The sequence below is a fragment of the Micromonospora sp. M61 genome (assembly GCF_018070245.1).
Classification (GTDB): Bacteria; Actinomycetota; Actinomycetes; order Mycobacteriales; family Micromonosporaceae; genus Micromonospora; species Micromonospora zamorensis.
Genome location: NZ_JAGPYA010000026.1, coordinates 32,931 through 56,537 on the forward strand (window position 1 = coordinate 32,931; position 23,607 = coordinate 56,537).

The window sequence follows — 23,607 nt, forward strand, 5'->3', positions numbered from 1 at the left end:
GCCAGAGACCGTAGTGTCCGACTGGCGGCATAGACTTGTCGGGCGATGCATCCTCTCTTCGACATTCCCGCGTCCCCGCCTGCGCCGGAGTCCGCGCCGGCCCGCCCGGACCGGCCCCGGCCCGCCGCCGTCCGCCTCGATCCGCAGCAGCTGCTCGCCGGGCTCAACGGGCCGCAGCGCGACGCGGTCAGCCACGCCGGCTCGCCGCTGCTGATCGTGGCCGGCGCCGGGTCCGGCAAGACCCGGGTGCTCACGCACCGGATCGCCTACCTGCTCGCCGCACGGGACGTCCATCCCGGCGAGATCATCGCGATCACCTTCACCAACAAGGCAGCCGGCGAGATGAAGGAGCGCGTCGCCGCGCTCGTCGGTCCGCGGGCGCGCCTGATGTGGGTGTCGACGTTCCACTCCGCGTGCGTCCGGATCCTGCGCGCCGAGCACGAGCACGCCGGCCTCAAGTCGACCTTCTCCATCTACGACGCGGACGACTCCCGGCGACTGATGCAGCTGGTCACCCGCGAGCTGGATCTCGACCCGAAGCGCTACCCGGCGCGGGGGTTGGCCGCCCAGGTCTCCAACCTCAAGAACGAGCTGGTCGACCCGGAGCAGTTCGCCGCACGGGCCACCGGGCCCAACGAGCGGGCGCTGGCCGAGGCGTACACGCTCTACCAGCGCCGACTGCGTGAGGCGCACGCACTGGACTTCGACGACCTGATCATGACCACGGTGCACCTGCTCCAGTCGCACCCGCACGTCGCGGAGAGCTACCGTCGGCGGTTCCGGCACGTGCTCGTGGACGAATATCAGGACACCAACCATGCCCAGTACACGCTGATCAAGGAGCTGGTCTCCGGCACCGACGGGCTGGAGCCCGCCGAGCTGTGCGTGGTCGGCGACGCGGACCAGTCGATCTACGCGTTCCGCGGTGCGACGATCCGCAACATCCTGGAGTTCGAACGCGACTTCACCGACGCGCGGACGATCCTGCTGGAGCAGAACTACCGCTCCACCCAGACCATCCTCAACGCGGCCAACGCGGTGATCGACCGCAACACCTCCCGCAAGCCCAAGCGGCTGTGGAGCGAGGCCGGCGCCGGTGAGCAGATCGTCGGTTACGTGGCCGACACCGAGCACGCCGAGGCCGACTGGGTGGCCCGGGAGATCGACCGGCTGGTCGACGCCGACGAGACCCGCCCCGGCGACGTCGCGGTCTTCTACCGCACCAACGCCCAGTCCCGTGTGTTCGAAGAGGTGTTCATCCGCGTCGGCCTGCCCTACAAGGTGGTCGGCGGGGTGCGCTTCTACGAGCGCAAGGAGGTCCGCGACGCACTGGCGTACCTGCGTTCGGTGGTCAACGACGACGACACGGTGAGCCTGCGGCGGGTGCTCAACACCCCCCGCCGGGGGATCGGCGACCGCGCCGAGGCGTGCGTCGAGGCGCTCTCCAGTCGGGACCGGATCTCGTTCGGCGCGGCGCTGCGGCGGGCCCGGGAGGCGCCGGGCATCTCCAGCCGGGCAGCCAATGGCATCGCCGACTTCGTGGCGCTGCTGGACGGGGCCCGGGAGCTGTCCGAGACCGGCACCCCGGAAGAGGTGTTGGAGGCACTGCTGACCCGCTCGGGCTACCTCACCGAGCTGGAGGAGAGCCTGGACCCGCAGGACGCCGGCCGGGTGGACAACCTCCAGGAGCTGGTCAGCGTCGCCCGGGAGTACACCGAGCGGATCGAGGCGCTGGGCGAGGAGGGGGAGCGGGCCACCCTGGCCGGGTTCCTGGAGCAGGTGGCGCTGGTCGCCGACGCCGACCAGATCCCCTCCGACGACCCCGACCACCAGGGGGTGGTCACCCTGATGACGCTGCACACCGCCAAGGGTCTGGAATTCCCGGTGGTCTTCCTGACCGGGCTGGAGGACGGCGTCTTCCCGCACCTGCGCTCGCTGGGCGACACCCGCGAGCTGGAGGAGGAGCGCCGGCTGGCGTACGTCGGCATCACCCGCGCCCGGCAGCGGCTCTACCTCTCCCGGGCGGTGACCCGCTCGGCCTGGGGGCAGCCGTCCTACAACCCGCCGTCGCGGTTCCTGGAGGAGCTGCCGACCGAGTTGGTGCACTGGGAGCGCACCGAAGGGTCGTACACCTCGTGGGCCGGCGGGGGCGGCGGCGTCGGAGGCCGCGCGGACCGCACGCCCGGCGCGCGTGGCAACTTCACCGGGGGTACGCCGAAGGCGGCCCAGTTGGCGCAGCGGCTCGGCGTGGACGCCAGCCGGCTGACCACGGCCAGCGAGCTGCCACAGGGGCCCAAGGTGGCAGCCGGGGACCGGGTCAACCACCAGCGGTACGGGCTGGGGCGGGTGCTCGCCGTCGAGGGGCACGGCCCGGGTGCTCGCGCGCAGATCGACTTCGGTGACCAGACCATGTGGCTGGTGCTGCGGCACGCCCCGGTCGACAAGCTCTGACCCGTCGCGCCCGCACCATTGCACTGAAGCAGGGATGGAGGGGCCTCAGGCCCCTCCATCCCTGCTGTTGCGCTCGAATCGCGCAGGGGTGTCGCCTCAGCAGCCGAGGTCCACGCCGCGGGTCCGCATGAACGGGGCCGGGTCGATCTGGTTCCACATGCCCTGGTGCACCTCGAAGTGCAGGTGTGGGCCGGTGGCGTCGCCGGTGGCGCCCTCGTAGCCGATGACCTGGCCGGCCTTCACCTTCTGGCCGACGGTGACCGCGATGCGGCTCTGGTGGGCGTAGTGGGTCAGGTACCCGTTGCCGTGGTCGATGAAGACGGAGTTGCCGTACCCGTCGGAGGCGTCGCCGGCCTGGGTCACGGTGCCTGCGGCTGCGGCGCGGAGTGGTGTGCCGGAGGGCAGCGCCAGGTCGATTCCGGCGTGCAGGGTGCCCCATCGCTGCCCGTAGCAGGAGGTGACGGCTGCGCCGGGCATCGGGTTGACCCAGGCGGGCGTGGGCTTGGTGGTCTTCTTCGGCTTCGGCTTGGCCTTAGCGGTGGCCGTCTTCGCGGGCGTCGGGCTGGCGGTGGCCGCGGACGGGCTCGGTGTCGGGCTGGCCGAGGGGGTGACCGGTGTGCTCGACTCGCGGGCGGAGCGGTCCGCTCGGCTGGCGGCTTCGGCCCGGCTCTGCGCGTCGAGGGAGACGGCTGCGGGTGCCGGGTGGTCGCCGCCGGTGGTGGCGACCGCGACGCCACCGAGGCCGAGGGCCACCAGGGCGGCGGCGCTGAGCACGATGAGGCGGTTCCGCCGGCCGGCGCGCTGCGGTTGCCCGGTGTGGGGGGCGTCGGGGGTGTTCTCGTTCTGGACGGGGCTGTCTTCCTGCACGGCGGACCTTCACAGTCGAGGGGCACTTGACCTCGAAATACTGGTGTCGGACCTAGCCGGGGTGGGCGCGGGGACCGGGTGACCGCGCGGCGCGTGAAGTGATGGCTGCCCAGATATGACCCGCTCCATGGTGTTCTATCCGGAAAAGTGATCATGCGCCGTGGTGTCGCCGGTCACAATTGTGGCTGTGACCCGGGATACATCCATCCGGCCGGGGCAACGAAAAACCGCCCGGATCAACAGATCCGGGCGGTCAACGGTCGTTACGCAACGTCAGGAGGCGGCTACCTCGTTGTAAATTGCCTCGACTTGCAGCTGGATGTCCACTCCGCGGTCCTGGAGGAATGGCACCGGGTCGACCGGCTGGCCCTTGACATGGATCTCCAGGTGCAGGTGCGTGCCGTAGGCGTGGCCCGTCTGGCCCACCAGACCAAGCTGGTCGCCGGCCTTGATCTGCTGGCCTTCCTTCACGCTCACCGAGGAGGAGTGGCCGTAGATGGCCTCGCTGCCGTCGGCGTGCTGAACGATCACCGCGTTGCCGTACCCGCCGAACCAGCCGGCCTTGGTGACCAGCCCGTCGTGGATCGCCACGTAGGGAGTGCCCTCGCCGGCAACCAGGTCCACGCCGGTGTGCAGCTTGCCCCAGCGCATCCCGTAGGGAGAGTTGAAGTCGTAGCCCTGCAGCGGCAGCAGCCAGACCTCGGGCTCGGCGCTGTCCTTGCTGCGGCTGTCCCGCGAGGCGCGGTCGGCGTTCTCGGCCCGGGCCGCAGCGTCCTGACTGGTGACCGACGCCTGCTTGAGCTCGTCGAGCACCGACGGGCTGACGTCCTTGGCGTCGGGCAGAGCGCTCGCGCCGAGGGCGACGATGCCGGCCCCGACGAACGCCGTGGTGACGACAGCGGCGTAACGGCTGCGCGGTGGGGTGGGCACACGGCGACGACCGCGATATCGATCGGGCTCAGACGACAGGCGCTGGCGCACGCACACCCTCCGTTGTCGGGGTTCCGAAGCGGCCGGTGGGCGTTCGTGAAGCTCGAATGAACGTCCGCTGACCGCGTCGTCACCCGTCCATGGACCTGATGACAACCGTGGACACGTTAGCCAACCACCAGGCGAGTCACAAGCTAGACCGCCAAACTGGCGTGTCGATCTGTCCGTTTGCGTCCATGATTGTCACGCATCGCGCCCCTAAACGGTGCCCCCGATGCTGCCCGTTCGTCGCCGAGCGTGACCGATCCGGCGGAGTCGTCCGACTTGACTCGGGGCAGTGCCAGAGTGCCTTGGCGAGCCTTCCCGGATCTGGCTCGGCGGCCTCCCCGGACGGCCCCCAGTCCGCTGCCCGCCACTTCGGGTGCGCCCGTACGACAATGCCGGGCAGGGACCGGCGGCGGAGCCCGGTTTCCGGCCCCGATTTCCTGGGCCGGGCCCGCCGGGTTACCGTTCGTTCAGGTGAAGGCCCGTGAAGCCGGTGAAAGGTGTGCGCTGATGAGCTCTCGTATTCGGGTCGTCGTCGCCAAGCCCGGCCTGGACGGCCATGACCGGGGCGCGAAGGTCGTCGCACGCGCTCTGCGGGACGCGGGCATGGAGGTCGTCTACACCGGCCTGCACCAGACTCCCGAGCAGATCGTGGAGACCGCCATCCAGGAGGACGCCGACGCGGTCGGCCTGTCCGTCCTCTCCGGCGCGCACATGACGCTCTTCCGGCGGGTGCTGGAACTGCTCAGTGAGCGGGACGCCCGCGACATCGTCGTGTTCGGCGGCGGCATCATTCCGAACGGCGACATTCCCGAGTTGGAGAAGCTGGGCGTCGCGAAGATCTTCACGCCGGGCGCCACCACTCAGGCGATTGTCGAGTGGGTCCGGCAGAACGTGGCGCAGCCGGTTTCCTGAGTCTCGTTGCTCAGCGCCCGGATTTGGGCACGGGGGAGGGGCCGGACGCACCCCTCACACGTCCGGCCCCTCTATGCACGATGCCCCGCCGCCACCCCTCGACCGACAGGGCATCGGCCGTCTCCCGTCGTCACGCTTCTCAGCGCTCCGACATCTGACTCAACGACGCCCCCACGGCCGGGTTACGCAAGCCGGACAACATCGCCCGGATGGTTGATGCCATCCGTGTCGTGGCCGCAAACCAGCCGCGTCTGATGTCCGGTTGTGCATTACCGCACACCGCGCACCCGCTCGGTTGCCGGTGGTGCCGACCTCGCTAGGCTGCGGCCAATGGCCTGTTTCAACTGATGACAGGCGTCAAACTGTTTTTTGAACGCTGGTGGCGGCGCGACGGCGCGCCGCGGAGACGGGACGGGACGCGCAATCGTGGACCTGTACGAGTACCAGGGGCGGGACCTGTTCGAGCGGCACGGCTTGCCCGTGCTGGCCGGCGGCGTCGCCACTACCCCGGAAGAGGCCCGTGCGATCGCCGAACGCCTCGGCGGTCGCGTGGTCGTCAAGGCGCAGGTGAAGGTCGGCGGCCGAGGTAAGGCCGGCGGCGTCAAGCTCGCCGAGGGCGCCGAGGAGACGGTGGCCCGCGCCACCGACATCCTCGGCATGGACATCAAGGGCCACACCGTCCACAAGGTCATGATCACGGTGACCGCGGACGTGGCCGAGGAGTACTACTTCTCGTACCTGCTCGACCGAGCGAACCGCACCTTCCTCTGCATCGCCAGCGTCGCCGGCGGCATGGACATCGAGCAGGTCGCCGCCGACACCCCCGACAAGGTCGTGAAGGCCCCGATCGACGCCGTGAAGGGCGTGGACGAGGCCAAGGCCCGCGAGATCGTGACCGCCGCCGGCTTCCCGGCCGAGGTCGCCGACCAGGTGGTCGAGATCGCCGTCGGCCTGTGGCAGGCATTCGTCGCCGAGGACGCCACCCTGGTCGAGGTCAACCCGCTCGCCAAGAACGGCGACGGCCGGATGCTCCTGCTCGACGCCAAGATCAGCCTGGACGAGAACGCGGCGTTCCGGCACCCGGACCACGAGGCGCTGGTCGACCAGGCTGCGGTGGACCCGCTGGAGCAGGCCGCCAAGGCCAAGGACCTCAACTACGTCAAGCTCGACGGCGAGGTCGGCATCATCGGCAACGGCGCGGGTCTGGTCATGTCGACCCTCGACGTGGTCGCGTACGCCGGTGAGCGGCACGGCAACGTCAAGCCGGCCAACTTCCTCGACATCGGCGGTGGCGCGAGCGCCGCGGTGATGGCGAACGGGCTGGAGATCGTGCTCTCCGACCCGGCCGTGAAGAGCGTCTTCGTCAACGTCTTCGGCGGCATCACCGCCTGTGACGAGGTCGCGAACGGCATCATCCAGGCGTTGGCGCTGCTGGAGCAGCGGGGCGAGCAGGTCAGCAAGCCGCTCGTCGTCCGTCTCGACGGCAACAACGCCGAGGCTGGCCGGGCGATCCTGGACAGCGCGAACAACCCGCTCGTGCAGCGGGTGGACACCATGGACGGTGCGGCCGAGCGGGCCGCCGAGCTGGCAGCTGCGGGGGTCTGATCATGGCTATCTGGCTGACCAAGGACTCGAAGGTCATCGTCCAGGGGATGACCGGTTCCGAGGGTTCCAAGCACACCCGGCGGATGCTGGCCGCCGGCACGAACGTGGTGGGCGGCGTCAACCCGCGCAAGGCGGGCCAGAAGGTCGACTTCGACGGCACCGAGCTGCCGGTCTTCGCGTCCGTAGCGGACGCGATGGCCGAGACCGGGGCCGACGTCACTGTCATCTTCGTGCCGCCGCAGTTCACCAAGGCCGCAGTGGTCGAGGCGATCGACGCCGCGATCCCGCTGGCCGTGGTGATCACCGAGGGCGTGCCGGTGCACGACACCGCATCGTTCTGGGCGTACAACGTGGCGAAGGGTGAGCAGACCCGGATCATCGGGCCGAACTGCCCCGGCATCGCCTCGCCCGGCGCGTCCAACGCCGGCATCATTCCGGCCGACATCACCGGCTCCGGCCGGATCGGCCTGGTCAGCAAGAGCGGCACGCTGACCTACCAGATGATGTACGAGCTGCGCGACATCGGCTTCTCCACCTGCGTCGGCATCGGCGGTGACCCGATCATCGGGACCACCCACATCGACGCCCTGGCGGCGTTCGAGGCCGACCCGGAGACCGACGCCATCGTCATGATCGGTGAGATCGGTGGCGACGCCGAGGAGCGGGCCGCCGAGTTCATCAAGACCAACGTCACCAAGCCGGTGGTCGGCTACATCGCCGGCTTCACCGCTCCTCCCGGCAAGACCATGGGTCACGCCGGGGCGATCATCTCCGGCTCGGCCGGCACCGCCGAGGCGAAGCAGGCGGCGCTGGAGGCTGTCGGCGTCAAGGTCGGCAAGACGCCGACCGAGACCGCGAAGCTGATGCGGGAGATCATGTCCGGCAACTGAGCCGGTCAGGCAACACCGGAGGGGGTCGACCGCAGCCGGTCGGCCCCCTTCGGCGTACCTGCGCTGCCGGCGCGTCCCGCTGGTGGCGCAGCCCGCTCAGTCGTTGTTCCAGAACGGGTAGTTGCCGGTGGCGCGCAGGATCGCGCCGCCGATGATGTTGATCACGCCGAACACGATGGCGAGGTAGCCCAGTAGCGGTGACTGCCCGTACCGACGGGCGTCGCGGATGGACAGGTAGCCGAAGATGATGCCCAGGATGCCGCAGCAGATCAGCCCCAGCACGATGCCCAGCACGCCCCAGAGCGTGGTCCGGTCCCGTCCCCGGGCCGGTGGGGGCGGGGATGGCGCGTACGGCGTTGTCACGGCGTCCTCCGGGCGGTCGTGGGCGGCGAGCCGGCCGGACCGCGACCGGCGGACCCGACCCGGGTGGCGGCGACTCGCGCCCCCTCTGGCCGAGGCTAGACCGGGCCGGATGGCCTGGGCCCCGGTTCGGTCAACTCGCCGCCCTTCGGGCGGCTTAACGGACTGCCACCGCCCGCGCGACGTGCCAGAGTAGAGCGGATGTCCCCCGTCACCCCTGACCGTCCCAGCCGTCCCGGCGGTGTGAGCGCCGACGACCGGCCGGTCGATCGTGCCGCCCGGGCCCGACGGGTGCCCGCGCCCCGCGCGGGTGGGGCGCCACGCGGGCGCGCGCCGTTGCCCGTCGCCGCGGGGGTAGCGGCCGGCTGGGCCGCCCTCACCTCCTACCTGCCGGTCGCCATCGTGCTCGGCCTGGTCCAGCTCGGCACGGATTCGACGACACTGGTCAGCACCCTGCGCACGGCGCTGGCCGGTTGGCTGCTCGGCCACGGGGTGCCGCTGCACACCGACTCCGGCCCGCTCGGGCTCGCCCCGCTGGCGCTGACCGTGCTCGCGCTCTGGCGGCTCAGCCGGGCCGGTGTGCACGTCAGCCGCGCGATCGGCGCCCGGGACACCCGCTCACCACGCCGCGCGCTGCTCGCCGCAGGCGCGGTCGGCATCGCGTACGCGCTGCTGGGCGCACTCGCGGCAGTGCTGGTGGGTGCCGGTGGGCCGACGGTGTCCCCGATCCGGGCGGGCGCCACGTTCGCGGTGGTCGGCACACTCGCCGCACTGATCGGCGCCACCCGCATCACCGCCGTGACCCGGCTCCTCGTCACCCGGCTGTCAAACCCGGTGCGGGACGGCATTCGCACCGGCCTGGTGGCAGGGCTGCTCCTGCTCGGCGCGGGTGCCGGTGCGGCCGGCCTGGCGGTGGCCACCGGCGGCGGCGACGCGGCGGACATGATCGGGGCGTACCGGACGGGGGTCGCCGGGCAGGCCGGGATCACCCTGGTCAGCGTCGCGTACGCGCCGAACGCGGCGATCTGGTCGGCCAGCTATCTGCTCGGGCCGGGCTTCGCGGTCGGCACCGACACCGCGGTTCGCACCAGCGAGGTGTCGGTCGGCGCACTGCCAGCCGTGCCACTGCTCGCCGGTCTGCCACGAGGCCCGGTGGACGGCTTGGGCGCCCTGCTGCTCGCGGTGCCGGTGCTGGCCGGAATGGTGGCCGGCTGCCTGCTCGCCCGCCGGGTGGCCCGACTCGCCGGGCCGGAGCGGGCCCCGCAGCGCTGGGCCGAGGTGCTGGCCCCGGCGGTGCTGGCCGGGCTGGTGGCCGGCGTGCTGCTCGGTGTGGCCGCCGCGGTCTCCGGCGGGTCACTGGGCGCCGGCCGGCTGGCACAGGTCGGGCCGGTGGGCTGGCAGGTCGGTGCGGTGGCCGCTGTCGTCATCGCGGTCGGCGCACTGCTCGGCGCCGCCGCCACCCGGGCCCTCACCCGCACCCCCGCCCAGTAGACGCGCGCGGGGCGCCCCGGACGAATCCGGAGCGCCCCGTCGATCCGAGCTTGTCAGGGCTGGGTGGGCAGGGCCACGTTCGCCACGATGCCGAGGATGATCAGGATGATGCCCAACCCGACACCGATCGCGCCGCAGATCAGGCCGGCCTTGGCCTGCCCGGCGTTGTTCGCCTGGCCCTGGGCGACCTTCTGCCGCGCGAGGTAACCGGTCACCACGGCCGCGATGCCGACCGGGATGCCCAGGTAGAAGCAGCAGATCAGCGGGATCGACGCGATACCGAGGATCATCGACACCAGGCCGAGGGTGTTGTTCTGCCCCTGGCCCCCCTGCGGGTAGCCGGCGTTCGGGTACGTCGGACCGCCGCCGCCGTACTGGGGCTGCTGCTGGCCGTACGGGTCCTGGCCGTAGGGCTGTCCCGAGGTCGGCTGGCCGTACGGCTGACCCGAAATCGGCTGCTGGCCGTACGGGGCCGCCGGCGGCTGGCCGTACTGCGGCGGCTGGGGTGCGTTCGGGTCCTGGTTGGGCTGCTGGCCGTACGGGTCCTGGCCGGGGTTACCGGGTTGCATTCGAGAGCTCCTTGAACTGGTTCCGTCAGTTACTGCTGTTGTTGCCACCCATGATCGCTGTCAGTCCTCGGAATGCACAGCGCGGCAGCACCACGACATCGTCACGGTGCTGCCGATCGACGGTTGCCGTTGGGGTGGTGACCGGGCGACACGCGGTGCTCCTCAGTGCAGCGACACCGCTGGTGTGCCGATCGGTGCGGGGGTTCGGACCGACGAGGTGTCAAGTCCGAGCGAGCGGCAGCGTACCGGGTCGATGCACGTCGGCACTGTCAAAGATCGGCGCGCCGCCCAGCCGGAGGGCTTCCTGACCTGCCCGATAGGGTGGCCCGGTGACCGAGCCCGCGCCTGTCGCCCGCATCGTCGTCCTCATCTCCGGCTCCGGTAGCAACCTCCAGTCGCTGCTGGATGCCGCCGTCGACCCCGCGTACGGTGCGCAGGTCGTCGCGGTCGGCGCGGACCGTGACGGCATCGCGGGCCTGGACCGGGCCGAGGCCGCGGGGGTGCCGACCTTCGTCGAGCGGGTCCGTGATCACGACACCCGGGAGGACTGGGACCGGGCGCTCACCGCGCACGTTGCGAAGCACCAACCGGACCTGGTCATCTCCGCCGGTTTCCTCAAGTTGGTCGGCCCGCACTTCCTCGCTGCCTTCGGCGACCGCTACCTGAACACCCACAACACCCTGTTGCCGGCGTTTCCCGGCATCCACGGTCCGCGTGACGCCCTCGCCTACGGCGTGAAGCTCACCGGGGCCACCCTCTTCTTCGTCGACGCAGGCATGGACACCGGGCCGATCGTCGCGCAGGTCGCGGTGCCGGTGCTCGACGACGACGACGTGGACACGCTCACCGAGCGCATCAAGGAAGCCGAGCGGCGCCAGCTCGTCGAGCAGGTCGGTCGCCTGGTCCGCGAAGGCTGGACCATCACCGGAAGGAAGGTCACGGTTCCGTGAGTCCCACTCAGGACGGGCGCCGCCCGATCAGGCGGGCGCTGGTCAGCGTCTACGACAAGACCGGGCTGGTCGAGCTGGCTCAGGCCCTGCACGCCGCCGGTGTGGAGATCGTGTCCACCGGAAGCACGGCGGGCACCATCGCCGCCGCCGGTGTGCCGGTGACGCCGGTGGAGACGGTGACCGGGTTCCCCGAGGTGCTCGACGGCCGGGTGAAGACCCTGCACCCGAAGGTGCACGCGGGTCTCCTCGCGGACCTGCGCAAGGACACGCATGTCGCGCAGCTCGACGAGCTGGGGGTTGCGGCGTTCGACCTGCTGGTCTCCAACCTCTACCCCTTCCAGGCGACCGTCGCCTCCGGCGCCGACGTCGAGGAGTGCGTGGAGCAGATCGACATCGGTGGCCCGGCCATGGTGCGGGCCGCCGCCAAGAACCACGCCTCGGTCGCCGTGCTCACCGACCCGGCTGGTTACCCGGCGCTGATCGGCGCGCTCGGCGAGGGGGGCTTCACCCTGGCCCAGCGGCGCGCGCTGGCCGCCCGGGCGTTCGCCGACATCGCCGAGTACGACGTGGCCGTGGCCCGGTGGTGCGCGCAGGAGCTGGCGCCCGCCGACGACTGGTGGCCGCAGTTCGCGGGGCTGGCGCTGCGCAAGTCGGCGGCGCTGCGCTACGGCGAGAACCCGCACCAGCCGGCTGCGCTCTACACCGACCCGGACGCCCCGGCGGGGCTGGCCCAGGCCGAGCAGCTGCACGGCAAGGAGATGTCCTACAACAACTACGTCGACGCGGACGCTGCCTGGCGGGCGGCGAACGACTTCGCCGACCAGCCGGCCGTTGCGATCATCAAGCACGCCAACCCGTGCGGCATCGCGGTGGGCGTGGACGTGGCCGAGGCACACCGTAGGGCGCACGCCTGTGACCCGGTGTCGGCGTTCGGCGGCGTCATCGCGGTCAACCGGCCGGTCTCGGTCGAGCTGGCGCGGCAGGTGGCCGAGATCTTCACCGAGGTGGTGGTCGCGCCCGGCTTCGACGAGGGCGCGGTCGAGGTGTTGCAGGCCAAGAAGAACATCCGGCTGCTGCGGGCGCCGGTCTGGACGCCGGCGCTGGTGGAGTTGCGGCCGGTGACCGGTGGCGTGCTGGCCCAGGTCGCCGACCGGGTGGACGCCCCCGGCGATGACCCGGCGACCTGGCAGTTGGCGACCGGCGAGGCCGCCGACGAGGAGCTGCTGCGGGACCTGGCGTTCGCGTGGCGGGCGGTTCGTGCCGTGAAGAGCAACGCGATCCTGCTCGCGAAGGACGGCGCCACCGTCGGGGTCGGTATGGGTCAGGTCAACCGGGTCGACTCGGCGCAGCTCGCGGTCAACCGCGCCGGCGCCGAGCGGGCTCGGGGTTCGGTCGCCGCCTCGGACGCGTTCTTCCCGTTCGCCGACGGCCCGCAGATCCTCATCGACGCCGGCGTCCGCGCCATCGTGCAGCCCGGAGGCTCGATCCGCGACGAAGAAGTCATCGCAGCGGCCAAAAAGGCCAACGTAACGATGTACCTGACGAAAACCCGCCACTTCTTCCACTAGGCCGCGAGACCCCCGTCCGCGTCGATCATGGAGTTGTGGTGCCCCGCAAAAGGGGTGCCGGCCAAGAAATCGGCCACCACAACTCCATGATCGACGTGTGAGGCGGGCGGGTCAGGCCGTTGGGGTTGTGGGGCGGAGTTCGGCGAAGTGGCAGGCGGACGGGTGGGGGTCCGCCGCTCTCGGGACCGTTTTCGGGTCCTCCACGGCGCAGATCTCCTGGGCCTTCCAGCAGCGGGTGCGGAAGTGGCAGCCGCTCGGCGGGTCGGCCGGGCTGGGCACGTCGCCGACCAGCCGGATCATGTTGCGCTGGTCGCGGGCCTCCGGGTCGGGCACCGGCACCGCCGAGAGCAGAGCCTGGGTGTACGGGTGGGTGGCCCGCTCGTAGATCTCGTCCTCGGTGCCGATCTCGACGATCCGGCCGAGGTACATCACGGCCACCCGGTCGGCGATGTGCCGCACCACGGACAGGTCGTGGGCGATGAAGATGTACGACAGCCCCAGCTCGTTCTGCAACTGCTTCAGCAGGTTGATCACCTGGGCCTGGATGGAGACGTCCAGCGCCGACACCGGCTCGTCGCAGACGATCACCTCGGGTCGCAGCGCGAGCGCGCGGGCGATGCCGATGCGCTGACGCTGACCGCCGGAGAACTGGTGCGGGTACCGGTTGATGTGCTCCGGGTTGAGCCCGACCACGTCGAGCAGTTCCTGGACCCGCTTCTGCTTGCTGCCCTTGGGCGCGGCATCCGGGTGGATCTCGAACGGTTCGCCGATGATGTCGCCGACGGTCATCCGCGGGTTCAGCGACGTGTACGGATCCTGCATGACCATCTGCATGTTGCGGCGCACCCGGCGCAGTTCACCCCCGGAGGCCTTGAACAGGTCCTTGCCCTCCAGGGTCGCGCCTCCGGAGGTGGGCGTCTCCAGGCGCATCAGCAGCCGGGCGAGGGTGGACTTGCCGCAGCCGGACTCGCCGACGACACCCAGAGTCTCGCCCCGTCGGAGCTCGAAACTCACCCCGTCGACGGCCTTCACCGCGCCGACCTGCCGCTGGAACAGCACCCCCTGCGTGATCGGGAAGTGCTTCACCAGGTTGTCGACGGAGAGGATCGTCTCGCCGCGGACCTTGTTGGGGCTAGCGGGCGGCGCTGTCATCACGGACCTCCTGCGCGAAGTGGCAAGCGCTGGTCCGGCCGTCGCCGAGGACCAGGTCGTGCGGCACGACGTCCACGCAGACCTGCTGGACGTACGGGCACCGGGGGTGGAACGGGCAGCCGGACGGGATGCGCATCAGGTTCGGCGGCAACCCCTTGATCGTCGACAGTTCCTCGCCGCGGACGTCCAGGCGCGGGATCGACTCCAACAAACCCTTGGTGTACGGGTGGGCGGGCGCCTTGTAGAGCGAGCGGACGTCGGCGTGCTCGACGATCCGGCCGGCGTACATGACCGCGATCCGGTCCGCGACACCGGCGACCACGCCCAGGTCGTGGGTGATCAGGATCATCGCCATGTTGCGTTCCTGGCGCAGGTCGGCCAGCAGGTCCATGATCTGGGCCTGGACGGTCACGTCGAGCGCCGTGGTCGGCTCGTCGGCGATCAGCACCTTCGGGTCCAGCGCCAGCGCCATGGCGATCATGACGCGCTGCCGCATGCCACCGGAGAACTGGTGCGGGTAGTCGCCGATCCGCTTGGCGGCACCGGGGATCTTGACCAGGTCCATCAGCTCGATGGCACGGCGTCGGGCGTCGGACCGGGACAGGCCGGAGCGCTGACGCAGCGTCTCACCGATCTGCCAGCCGACCGGAAACACCGGGTTCAGGGCCGAGAGCGCGTCCTGGAAGATCATCGCGATCTCCTTGCCGCGTACCTGCCGGCGCTGTTCCTCGGAGCGGGTGAGCAGGTCCTGACCCTGGTAGAGGATCTGGCCGGAGCGCACGAACGCGGGCGGGGTGTCCAGGATGCCCATGATCGCCTGGGCGGTGACCGACTTGCCCGAGCCGGATTCGCCGAGCACGGCCAGTGTCTCGCCGGCGTCCAGGTGGTACGACACGCCGTTGATCACCCGGGCCACGCCCTCGTTGGTGCGGAACTCGACGTGCAGGTCCCGCAACTCCAGCAGGTGGCCGCCCTCGGGCGTGGCGGAGGCGGGCGTCGGTTGAACGGTCATGGCTGTGCCTGCCTTTCGCTCGCGACTGCGGGGCTCGCTTCGCTCACTCCTCGCGCTCGCATGAGTCACCGCAGCTTCGGGTCGAAGGCGTCACGGATCGCGTCGCCGAGCATGATGAACGCCAGCACGGTCAGCGCGAGGAATGCCGACGGGACGATCAGCGGCGTGGCCGCCTCGCGCATGTGGATGCGGCCGGTGTCGATGTCCTGGCCCCACGAGATGGTGGGCGCCTTCAGGCCGATGCCCAGGAAGGAGAGCGTCGCCTCGGCCGCGATGAACGAGCCGAGCGCGATGGTCAGCACGACGATGACCGGGGCCAGCGAGTTCGGCAGGATGTGCCGCCACATGATCCGGCTGTTGCCGGCGCCGAGCATCCGGGCCGCCGCGACGTAGTCCTGCTCCTTTGCGGTGATCACCGAGGAGCGGACCACGCGGGCGGCGGTGGTCCAGCCGAGCAGGGCGAGTACGAAGACGACAGCGCCGATCCGTGCCCACTGGCTGTCACTGGAGACCCGCTTGAGCAGCACGATCGCGGCCAGCAGCAGCGGGATGCCGAGCACCACGTCGATCACCCGGGAGAGCACCGCGTCGACCCACCGGCCGAAGTAACCGGCCAGCATGCCGATCACCAGCGCGATGATCCCGGTGCCGAGAGCGGCGAGCGCGCCGACCAGCAGCGAGGCGCGGGTGCCGTAGACCGCACGGGAGTACGTGTCGCAGCCCTGGAAGTCGTACCCGAAGATGGCCCCGCCGGACGGCCCGGCGTGCTGCCGGGAGAGCAGGCAGTCGTTCGGGTTGTTGGCGGTGAACACCCCGGGGAGCAGCGCCATCAGGGTGAAGATGACGACCAGCGTCAGCGAGATCCAGAAGATCGGGTTGCGGCGCAGGTCCCGCCAGGCGTCTCCGGCCAGGCTGCGGGGCTTGTTCGCGGCGCCGACCTGATTGGGTGTGCCCGGCTCGCCCGAGGGGCCACGCCGCGCGGCCTGGTTCTCGGTCGCCGCCACAGTCTCGAAGTCACTCATGCGGCACCTCGCTGCGCTCACTCATAGCGGATCCTCGGGTCGAGTACGGCGTACAGGACGTCCACCACCAGGTTCGAGACCAGGTAGACCACGACGAGCACGCTGACGATGCCCACCACGAGGGGGCCGTCCTCGGTGCGGATGCCGCGGAAGAGGTTGAAGCCGACGCCGGGGATGTTGAAGACGCCCTCGGTGATGATCGCGCCGCTCATCAGGTTGCCCAGCTCCACACCGAGGAAGGTGACCACCGGGATCAGTGAGTTGCGCAGCACGTGGACGATGACGATGCGGCGCTTGACCAGGCCCTTGGACCGGGCGGTCCGGACGTAGTCCGCGCGCAGGTTCTCCGCCACCGAGGCCCGGGTGAGCCGCAGCGCGGTGGCCAGCGACAGCGAGCCGAGCACGATGCCCGGCAGCAGGAGCGCGTAGAACGTCGGGTCCGAGCCGGCGGTGGGCGGGAACAGCTGCCACTTGACGCCCAGGAAATACTGCGCCAGCGGCGCCAGCACGATCGTCGGGATGCCCAGCACCAGCAGGGTCAGCACCAGCGTCGAGTTGTCGAAGATGCTGGCTCGGCGGATACCGGCGATCACGCCCGCGCTGACTCCGAAGATGATCGCCACGGCGAGGGCGATGAGCGCGAGCCGCACGGTGACCGGCCAGGCCTGCTGGAGGATGTCACCGATGCTCCGACCGGTGAGCGACTCGCCCAGGTTGCCCTGGAGCAGGTCCTTCACGTAGTCGAAGTAGCGGTAGAAGAAGCCGCCGACGCCCGTCTGATCCAGGTTGTACTTCTCGGTCAGGTAGGCCCGTTGGGCTGGCGTCACCGGCCGCTCACCGGCGAGCGCCTGGATCGGGTCGCCCTGTCCGGCGAATGTCAGCGCGTAGACGATCAGGGTGGTCCCGAAGAACGCCAGGACCATCTGCAGTAGGCGCCGCAAGATGTAGCGGAACATGCTTAGCAGTCTCTCCGGAAATGTGCGAAAGGGTCGCAGGACGGCATCTCTGGTCGTACCCGAAATATCCGAGACGTGCCGTCAGGCCCGGGGGAGCCGGCACCACCGACGCCGGGTCCGCTGCTGCGGCCCGGCTCCGGTGGCGCGATTTGGGCCACCCGGGCGTCGTCGCCCGGGTGGCCCGCACCGTGGTCAGCTCAGCTGGCCGCTTCGATCTTGACGAGGTTGACCCGCTGGAACAGGTCCATCTGCACGTTCTTGACCTTGGACGAGTGGCCGAACACGTTCTCGCCGAAGCGGAGCGGGATCACCGGCATGTCCTTGGCCAGGATGTCCTCCGCCTGCTGGTACTTGGCGATCGCCTCGTCCTGCGTCTTGGCGGCGGAACCCTCCTTGACCAGCTTGTCGAACTCCGGGTTGCTGTAGCCGTAGTAGTTCGACGAGCCGTTCGTGCTGTACAGCGGGCCGAGGTAGTCCTCCATGGTCGGGTAGTCCATGACCCAACCCATCCGGAACGCACCCACCGGCGTCTTCTTCTCGACCTTGGTCAGCAGGTCGGCGAACTTCGGCTCGGCCGAGCCGACGGCGTCGACACCCAGGTTGGCCTTGAGCTGGTTGACAGTGGCGTCGACCCAGTCCTTGTGGCCGCCGTCGCCGTTGTACGAGATGACGATCTTCGACGGACCACCCGCGGCCTGGTAGAGCTTCTTGGCCTCGGTCGGGTTGAACTCGCCGGCCGTGCCCGCGGTGTTCTCCCGGTAGCCCGGCAGGACCGGCGAGACGAAGGAGCGCGCCGACTGCTGAGAGCCCTTGAAGACCGACTTGGTGATCTCGTCACGGTCGATCGCCATCGAGATGGCCTTACGCACGTCCGGGTTGCTGTAGTCCTTGTCGAACGTCGGGAACGCGAGGAACTGGAACGACGACATCGGGCTGGTCTGGTACCGGTCACCCAGGTCGCTCGGCGCGGTGCTCAGGCTCTCGGTCGGGATCGTCGGCAGCACGTCCAGGTTGTCCGCCAGGACGTCCGCGTAGGCCGCGGTCAGCTGCTGGTAGATCCGGAACTCAACGTTCTTGACCTTGGGCTTCTCGCCCGGGTACGCGTCATAGCGCTCGACCTCGATCTTGCTGTCGTGCTGCCAGGTGCCCTTCATCTTGAAGGGGCCCTGCCCGATGGGCGCCTGCTCGTAGGAGTCCTTGAGCACGCCCGGGGTCGAGAACGCGGCGTCCGGCATCGGGTAGAACGCGTTGTAGCCGAGCACCGTCTTGAAGTCGATGTACGGCTCGGAGAGCGTCACGGTGAAGGTGAGGTCGTCGACCTTCTTCAGACCGGACATCTCCTTGGCCTTCGGCGCCTTGCCCTGGAGGTCGTCGTAACCAGCGATCTTCTCGAAGAAGTAGTTGCTGTCCTGACCGTTGGGGGCGTACGCGCCGTAGTTCCAGGCGTTGACGTAGTCCTCGGACGTGACCTTCTCACCGTTGTGGAAGGTGAAGCCGTCCTTGAGCTTGATCGTCCAGACCTTGTTGTCCGACGAGGTCACCGACTGGGCCGCGACCTCGTAAGGCTTGTTCTGGGCGTCGTAGTCGACGAGCGGGCTGAACAGGCCGGCGATCACCTGCGAGCCGGACGTCTCGGTGGTGTTGGTGGGAACCAGGTGCTTCGGCTCGCCGATCTGGATGCTGACCGCCGAATTGCCGTTGCCGCTGGATCCACCGTCGCCGCCGCTGCCGCAGGCCGCGAGGCCCAGCGTCACCGCGAGCGGGAGGGCGGTCCAGGCGGCGAGTCTACGAACTCGCATTGAGCCTCCTCATCTCCTCACGCTGCGCAGTCAGGCCCGACGCTGGGTTACGCTGCGCAACAAGCGGCAACGGTAGGTCGGGGATAGGCCTTTGACAACGACGCGGTTGCGGGTGGGTAACGGTCCGGGGGTGGTCCCCTTGTCGAAGGCGGGTCCGCCTGCTAGCGAAAACCGCCGTAAACCTCGCCAGCCTGCAAAAGTCTTGTCGTTCGTGGGGGCGACAGTGCCGGTCTGAAGCGGGATGGGGCTCCCCGGGCGGGCCATCCGATCTCCGTCGTGCTCGGCCCGCCTGTCTGGTTCGACGGTGACCGAATGAACAGAAAGTGACTGAGAGTGACGTGCAACACGTTACTTACGGTCATGTGTAACGGTGGTGGCCGAGGTGGCGACGAGCCGCGCGGGCGAGGTCCGTCGGAACTGCGGCCGGTGGCCGTGAGACGATCTGGACGTGACGGCGACGCTTCTGGACGGCAAGGCAACCGCGGCGGAGATCAAGGACGAGCTGCGAATCCGGGTGAAGGCACTCGCGGAACGCGGCATCACCCCCGGGCTGGGCACGGTGCTGGTCGGGGCGGACCCGGGCAGCCAGGCGTACGTCAACGGAAAACACCGCGACTGCGCCGAGGTGGGCATCGCCTCGATCCGCCGGGAGTTGCCGGCCGACGCCACCCAGCAGCAGGTCGACGACGTGCTGGCCGAGCTGAACGCCGACCCGGCGTGCCACGGCTACATCGTCCAGCTGCCCTTGCCGGCCCATCTCGACACCCAGCGGGTGCTGGAGCTGATCGACCCGGACAAGGACGCCGACGGCCTGCACCCGGTCAACCTGGGCCGGCTCGTCCTCGGCTACGACGGCCCGCTGCCCTGCACCCCGCGCGGCATCGTGGAGCTGCTCCGCCGGCACGACGTGGCGCTGCGCGGCGCGACCGTCGCCGTGGTCGGTCGGGGCAACACCGTCGGCCGACCGCTCGGCCTGCTGCTCACCCGCCGCTCCGAGAACGCCACCGTCACCCTCTGCCACACCGGCACCCTCGACCTCGCCTCGCACACCCGGGCCGCCGACATCGTCATCGTCGCGGCCGGCGTGCCGGGCCTGCTCACCGCCGACATGATCAACCCCGGCGCCGTCGTGGTGGACGTCGGCATCACGCGCGTGATCGGCGCGGACGGCAAGGGCCGCTACACCGGCGACGTCGACCCGGAGGTGGCCGAGACGGCCGGCGCCCTGGTCCCCATGCCCGGCGGAGTCGGGCCGATGACCCGGGCCATGCTGCTCACCAACGTCGTCGAGCGCGCCGAGCGCGGCTGAGCCCGCGCGCCGGTAGCGCCGAACCAGGACGGCGGTGACGTTCGCCCCATCCCGGCGATGGCCGCCGCCCCTGGCCTGATCGGTGCCAGGATGACTGATACGGTCCGGAAAACCGACTGGTATCAGGGAGTGGGACGACCATGGGTAAGAAGGTCACTGTCGTCGGGGCTGGCTTCTACGGCTCCACCACCGCACAGCGCCTGGCCGAGTACGACGTCTTCGACACCGTAGTGATCACCGACATCGTGGAGGGCAAGCCCGCGGGCCTCGCGCTCGACCTCAACCAGTCCCGGGCCATCGAGGGCTTCGAGACCAAGGTGGTCGGTGTCACCACCGGCCCCAACGGTGAGGGCTACGAGCAGATCGAGGGCTCCGACGTCGTCGTGATCACCGCCGGTCTGCCGCGTAAGCCCGGCATGAGCCGGATGGACCTGCTGGAGACCAACGCCAAGATCGTCCGCCAGGTCGCCGAGAACGTCGCCAAGTACGCCCCGAACGCCGTCGTCATCGTGGTCTCCAACCCGCTGGACGAGATGACCGCGCTGGCGCAGCTCGCCACCCAGTTCCCGAAGAACCGGGTGCTCGGCCAGGCCGGCATGCTCGACACCGCCCGGTTCAGCAACTTCGTCGCCGAGGCGCTGAACGTGCCGGTGGCGTCGGTACGCACGCTGACCCTGGGCTCGCACGGCGACACCATGGTCCCGGTGCCCTCGAAGAGCACCGTCAACGGCAAGCCGCTGCGTGACGCGATGCCGGCCGAGCAGATCGAGGAGCTGGTCGTCAAGACCCGCAACGGTGGCGCCGAGGTGGTCGCGCTGCTCAAGACCGGTTCGGCCTACTACGCCCCGTCCGCCGCCGCGGCTCGGATGGCGAAGGCCGTCGCCGAGGACTCGGGCGAGGTCATGCCGGTCTGCGCCTGGGTCGACGGCGAGTACGGCATCTCCGGTGTCTACCTGGGTGTCGAGGCCGAGATCGGCGCCGAGGGCGTCAAGCGGGTCGTCGAGACCGACCTGGACGCCGACGAGCGCGCCAGCCTCCTGGAGGCGGCCGAAGCCGTCCGCGCCAAGCAGGGCGACATCTCCAGCATGTAGTTCCCCGAACCAGAACCACCCGAAGGGCCCGCCGGCAAACCGGCGGGCCCTTCCCCGTCCCACCCCCTATCCGCCGTTGATCATGAGGTTGGCGGCAGTGATGGAGATCGAAAACCCCGTCAACCTCATGATCAACCAACTCGGAAGGTGGGTTAGGGGTGGGGAAGCGGGGTGAAGGGGGTGGCCAGGTGGGGGGTGGCCAGGACGGTGGGGGAGTGGGTGCGCAGGGCGGCCCGCCGGGAGGTGCGGGCCAGGTCCGGGTCCACCTCGTGGGCGTACGCGAGGTCGGGGTCGACGAGTTGCACGGCGTGCACCAGCAGGTCGCCGGTGACCAGCATCCGTTCGTCGGCCGAGGTCAGGAGCACCGACTGGTGGCCCGGGGTGTGGCCGGGGGTGGGCAGCAGTCGTACCGCCGGGGTGAGAGTGGTCTCGCCGTCGACCACCCGGAGCTGGCCGGCGGCGCGCAGCGGTGCGATCAGGCCGGCCGGCAGTCCGGGGTTGAGCGTCTCCGCCGCGTCCAGCTCGGCGCGCTGCACCAGATAGCTGGCGTTCGGGAAGTATGGCCGGCCCGGCGTGCCGGTGACGGCCCAACCGATGTGGTCGCTGTGCAGGTGGGTCAGCACGACAGTGTCGACGTCGGCCGGGTCGATGCCCGCCGCGTCCAGCTCGGCGGGCATCCGGCCGGGCACGGGCGCCCAGCTCGCGGCCGGCGCGTCGACGGGCCCGATCCCGGCGTCGACCAGGGTGACCGGCCCGTCGCCGGAGCGGATCGCAAAACTGCGGAACGGCAGCCACCACTGCCCGTCGGCGGTCACCGAGCCCGGGTCGCGCCGGTCGGCCTCCGCCCAGTGCGCCGCCGTGGCCTGCGGGAACGCCTCCGCGCGGGGCTGGAAGAAGGCACCCTCACCGTCGGTGAGTGCGGTGACCGTGATAGACCCAAGGGTGCGGTTCAGTGGCATCGGGCGATGATTCCAGGGCATTCCTGTTCCGCGCAGCCCGGTTTCCGCCGGTCGGTCGAGGCCGGCTGGGGGCTGCCGGCCCAATTGCAGTACGCTCGTACTGCTTGAGCACGTGTCCCCCGAGAGGAGCGCCGGTCGATGGCGAAGATCAAGGTAAACAACCCGGTCGTTGAACTCGACGGCGACGAGATGACCCGGATCATCTGGAAGCAGATCCGGGAGCAGCTGATCCTGCCCTACCTCGACGTCGACCTGCACTACTACGACCTGTCGATCCAGCACCGCGACGAGACCGACGACCAGGTGACGATCGACGCCGCCAACGCCATCAAGGAGCACGGCGTCGGCGTCAAGTGCGCGACCATCACCCCGGACGAGGCCCGGGTCGAGGAGTTCGGCCTGAAGAAGATGTGGCGGTCGCCCAACGGCACGATCCGCAACATCCTCGGCGGCGTCGTCTTCCGTGAGCCGATCATCATGTCCAACGTGCCGCGGCTCGTCCCCGGCTGGACCAAGCCGATCATCATCGGCCGGCACGCCCACGGTGACCAGTACAAGGCCACCGACTTCGTCGTCCCCGGCCCGGGCACGGTGACCATCACCTACACCCCCGCCGACGGTGGCGCGCCGATGGAGATGGAGGTCGCCAACTTCCCCGGCGGCGGCATCGCCATGGGCATGTACAACTACGACGAGTCGATCCGGGACTTCGCCCGGGCGTCGTTCCGCTACGGGCTGGACCGCAACTACCCGGTCTACCTGTCCACCAAGAACACCATCCTCAAGGCGTACGACGGTCGGTTCAAGGACCTCTTCGCCGAGGTGTTCGAGGCCGAGTTCAAGGCCGAGTTCGACGCCGCCGGCATCACCTACGAGCACCGGCTGATCGACGACATGGTCGCCGCCGCGCTCAAGTGGGAGGGCGGCTACGTCTGGGCCTGCAAGAACTACGACGGTGACGTGCAGTCCGACACCGTCGCGCAGGGCTTCGGCTCGCTGGGTCTGATGACCTCCGTCCTGCTCTCCCCCGACGGTCGTACCGTCGAGGCCGAGGCCGCCCACGGCACTGTCACCCGGCACTACCGGCAGTACCAGAAGGGTGAGAAGACGTCGACCAACCCGATCGCGTCGATCTACGCCTGGACCCGGGGCCTGGCCCACCGGGGCAAGCTGGACGGCACCCCGGCGGTCACCGAGTTCGCCAACACCCTGGAGCAGGTCATCGTCGACACCGTCGAAGGCGGCCAGATGACCAAGGACCTCTCGCTGCTCATCTCGCGGGACGCCCCGTGGCTGACCACCGACGAGTTCATGAACGCGCTCGACGAGAACCTGGCCCGCAAGATCGCCGCCTGATCCAGGCGTACCGCATCATCGGAGCCCGCCGGCGTCTCAGCCGGCGGGCTTCGGCGTGTCCGGGGCTGACGCGCCGAGGGTCGTCACCGCCGTCGGCGCGCCTCGTTGACCAGGATGGACGAGATGCCAGTCGCGTCCAGGAAGGTTGACCTCGGTCGACCCGCGGCACCCGTGCGCCGATCAGCCAGCCTTCCCGGCTGTGCCGTGCACAGCCAGCCGTCCCTTCCCTGCGGGGGGCCCTGTCCCGGGCCCCCCGCGCCCTGTTTCGCAGCGCTCACCGCAGGGGTTTCGCAGCGCTCACCGCAGGGCG

20 protein-coding genes are annotated in these 23,607 nt (G+C 70.0%); 10 read left to right on the forward strand and 10 right to left on the reverse strand.

The features are described from left to right. Positions 1–45 precede the first annotated feature (45 nt). Positions 46–2,451 (forward strand): DNA helicase PcrA, encoded by a 2,406-nt coding sequence (pcrA, locus tag KBX34_RS16775; protein WP_210795169.1) that lies wholly within the window; start codon positions 46–48, stop codon positions 2,449–2,451. 96 nt (positions 2,452–2,547) lie between these two features. Here pcrA and KBX34_RS16780 read toward each other — a convergent pair whose 3' ends face one another. Together KBX34_RS16780 and KBX34_RS16785 are read right to left on the reverse strand one after the other, a co-directional pair. Continuing rightward, positions 2,548–3,318: a M23 family metallopeptidase gene (locus KBX34_RS16780; RefSeq protein ID WP_210925757.1), complete on the reverse strand. Its 771-nt coding sequence runs from the start codon at positions 3,316–3,318 to the stop codon at positions 2,548–2,550. Positions 3,319–3,591: 273 nt separating this feature from the next. After that, positions 3,592–4,299: a M23 family metallopeptidase gene (locus tag KBX34_RS16785; protein WP_210795165.1), complete on the reverse strand. Its 708-nt coding sequence runs from the start codon at positions 4,297–4,299 to the stop codon at positions 3,592–3,594. Positions 4,300–4,803: 504 nt separating this feature from the next. Here KBX34_RS16785 and KBX34_RS16790 point away from each other — a divergent pair. The 3 genes from KBX34_RS16790 to sucD all read left to right on the forward strand — a co-directional run bounded on the left by KBX34_RS16790 (position 4,804) and on the right by sucD (position 7,703). After that, the gene (locus KBX34_RS16790) at positions 4,804–5,208 is read left to right on the forward strand and encodes a cobalamin B12-binding domain-containing protein (protein WP_088950145.1); all 405 of its coding nucleotides are present in this window, start codon (positions 4,804–4,806) and stop codon (positions 5,206–5,208) included. A gap of 426 nt (positions 5,209–5,634) precedes the next feature. After that, positions 5,635–6,813 carry an ADP-forming succinate--CoA ligase subunit beta gene (sucC, locus tag KBX34_RS16795; RefSeq protein WP_088950144.1) on the forward strand — a complete coding sequence of 393 codons (1,179 nt, stop codon included), beginning with the start codon at positions 5,635–5,637 and terminating at the stop codon, positions 6,811–6,813. A gap of 2 nt (positions 6,814–6,815) precedes the next feature. Further along, positions 6,816–7,703: a succinate--CoA ligase subunit alpha gene (sucD, locus tag KBX34_RS16800; protein ID WP_088950143.1), complete on the forward strand. Its 888-nt coding sequence runs from the start codon at positions 6,816–6,818 to the stop codon at positions 7,701–7,703. 96 nt (positions 7,704–7,799) lie between these two features. On the opposite strand, the gene KBX34_RS16805 is transcribed toward sucD, so the two are convergent. Further along, positions 7,800–8,066 (reverse strand): hypothetical protein, encoded by a 267-nt coding sequence (locus KBX34_RS16805; RefSeq protein WP_088950142.1) that lies wholly within the window; start codon positions 8,064–8,066, stop codon positions 7,800–7,802. Positions 8,067–8,264: 198 nt separating this feature from the next. On the opposite strand from KBX34_RS16805, the gene KBX34_RS16810 reads away from it, so the two are divergent. Beyond that, positions 8,265–9,554 carry a DUF6350 family protein gene (locus KBX34_RS16810; RefSeq protein WP_088950141.1) on the forward strand — a complete coding sequence of 430 codons (1,290 nt, stop codon included), beginning with the start codon at positions 8,265–8,267 and terminating at the stop codon, positions 9,552–9,554. A gap of 53 nt (positions 9,555–9,607) precedes the next feature. On the opposite strand, the gene KBX34_RS16815 is transcribed toward KBX34_RS16810, so the two are convergent. Further along, positions 9,608–10,123 (reverse strand): DUF4190 domain-containing protein, encoded by a 516-nt coding sequence (locus KBX34_RS16815; protein ID WP_210925759.1) that lies wholly within the window; start codon positions 10,121–10,123, stop codon positions 9,608–9,610. A 329-nt stretch (positions 10,124–10,452) separates the two neighbouring features. Between KBX34_RS16815 and purN the strand changes: the two genes are divergently transcribed. Further along, the gene (gene purN, locus KBX34_RS16820) at positions 10,453–11,073 is read left to right on the forward strand and encodes a phosphoribosylglycinamide formyltransferase (protein WP_088950139.1); all 621 of its coding nucleotides are present in this window, start codon (positions 10,453–10,455) and stop codon (positions 11,071–11,073) included. Continuing rightward, positions 11,070–12,641 carry a bifunctional phosphoribosylaminoimidazolecarboxamide formyltransferase/IMP cyclohydrolase gene (purH, locus tag KBX34_RS16825; RefSeq protein ID WP_210925760.1) on the forward strand — a complete coding sequence of 524 codons (1,572 nt, stop codon included), beginning with the start codon at positions 11,070–11,072 and terminating at the stop codon, positions 12,639–12,641. The genes purN and purH overlap by 4 nt, the downstream gene beginning before the upstream one ends. A 111-nt stretch (positions 12,642–12,752) precedes the next feature. Here purH and KBX34_RS16830 read toward each other — a convergent pair whose 3' ends face one another. From KBX34_RS16830 to KBX34_RS16850, 5 genes are all read right to left on the reverse strand, one after another. Beyond that, positions 12,753–13,793 carry an ABC transporter ATP-binding protein gene (locus tag KBX34_RS16830; RefSeq protein WP_210795162.1) on the reverse strand — a complete coding sequence of 347 codons (1,041 nt, stop codon included), beginning with the start codon at positions 13,791–13,793 and terminating at the stop codon, positions 12,753–12,755. Continuing rightward, positions 13,774–14,805 (reverse strand): ABC transporter ATP-binding protein, encoded by a 1,032-nt coding sequence (locus KBX34_RS16835; protein ID WP_099848537.1) that lies wholly within the window; start codon positions 14,803–14,805, stop codon positions 13,774–13,776. Before KBX34_RS16835 ends, KBX34_RS16830 begins: the two co-directional genes overlap by 20 nt. A gap of 65 nt (positions 14,806–14,870) precedes the next feature. After that, the gene (locus tag KBX34_RS16840; RefSeq protein ID WP_088950135.1) at positions 14,871–15,827 is read right to left on the reverse strand and encodes an ABC transporter permease; all 957 of its coding nucleotides are present in this window, start codon (positions 15,825–15,827) and stop codon (positions 14,871–14,873) included. Between the two features lie 17 nt (positions 15,828–15,844). Continuing rightward, the gene (locus tag KBX34_RS16845) at positions 15,845–16,783 is read right to left on the reverse strand and encodes an ABC transporter permease (protein ID WP_088950134.1); all 939 of its coding nucleotides are present in this window, start codon (positions 16,781–16,783) and stop codon (positions 15,845–15,847) included. A gap of 197 nt (positions 16,784–16,980) precedes the next feature. After that, positions 16,981–18,582, reverse strand: coding sequence for an ABC transporter substrate-binding protein (locus KBX34_RS16850; protein ID WP_210925761.1), 1,602 nt, complete (start codon positions 18,580–18,582; stop codon positions 16,981–16,983). A gap of 448 nt (positions 18,583–19,030) precedes the next feature. Between KBX34_RS16850 and KBX34_RS16855 the strand changes: the two genes are divergently transcribed. Together KBX34_RS16855 and KBX34_RS16860 are read left to right on the forward strand one after the other, a co-directional pair. Continuing rightward, positions 19,031–19,891, forward strand: a complete 861-nt coding sequence (locus KBX34_RS16855; protein WP_088950132.1) for a bifunctional methylenetetrahydrofolate dehydrogenase/methenyltetrahydrofolate cyclohydrolase — start codon at positions 19,031–19,033, stop codon at positions 19,889–19,891. 140 nt (positions 19,892–20,031) lie between these two features. Next, complete coding sequence (locus KBX34_RS16860; RefSeq protein WP_088950131.1) at positions 20,032–20,982, forward strand: malate dehydrogenase; 951 nt, start codon at positions 20,032–20,034, stop codon at positions 20,980–20,982. Between the two features lie 152 nt (positions 20,983–21,134). On the opposite strand, the gene KBX34_RS16865 is transcribed toward KBX34_RS16860, so the two are convergent. Continuing rightward, positions 21,135–21,941, reverse strand: a complete 807-nt coding sequence (locus KBX34_RS16865; protein ID WP_210925762.1) for an MBL fold metallo-hydrolase — start codon at positions 21,939–21,941, stop codon at positions 21,135–21,137. Positions 21,942–22,079: 138 nt separating this feature from the next. On the opposite strand from KBX34_RS16865, the gene KBX34_RS16870 reads away from it, so the two are divergent. Next, positions 22,080–23,297, forward strand: coding sequence for an NADP-dependent isocitrate dehydrogenase (locus KBX34_RS16870; RefSeq protein WP_091406326.1), 1,218 nt, complete (start codon positions 22,080–22,082; stop codon positions 23,295–23,297). The last annotated feature ends 310 nt before the right edge of the window (positions 23,298–23,607 follow it).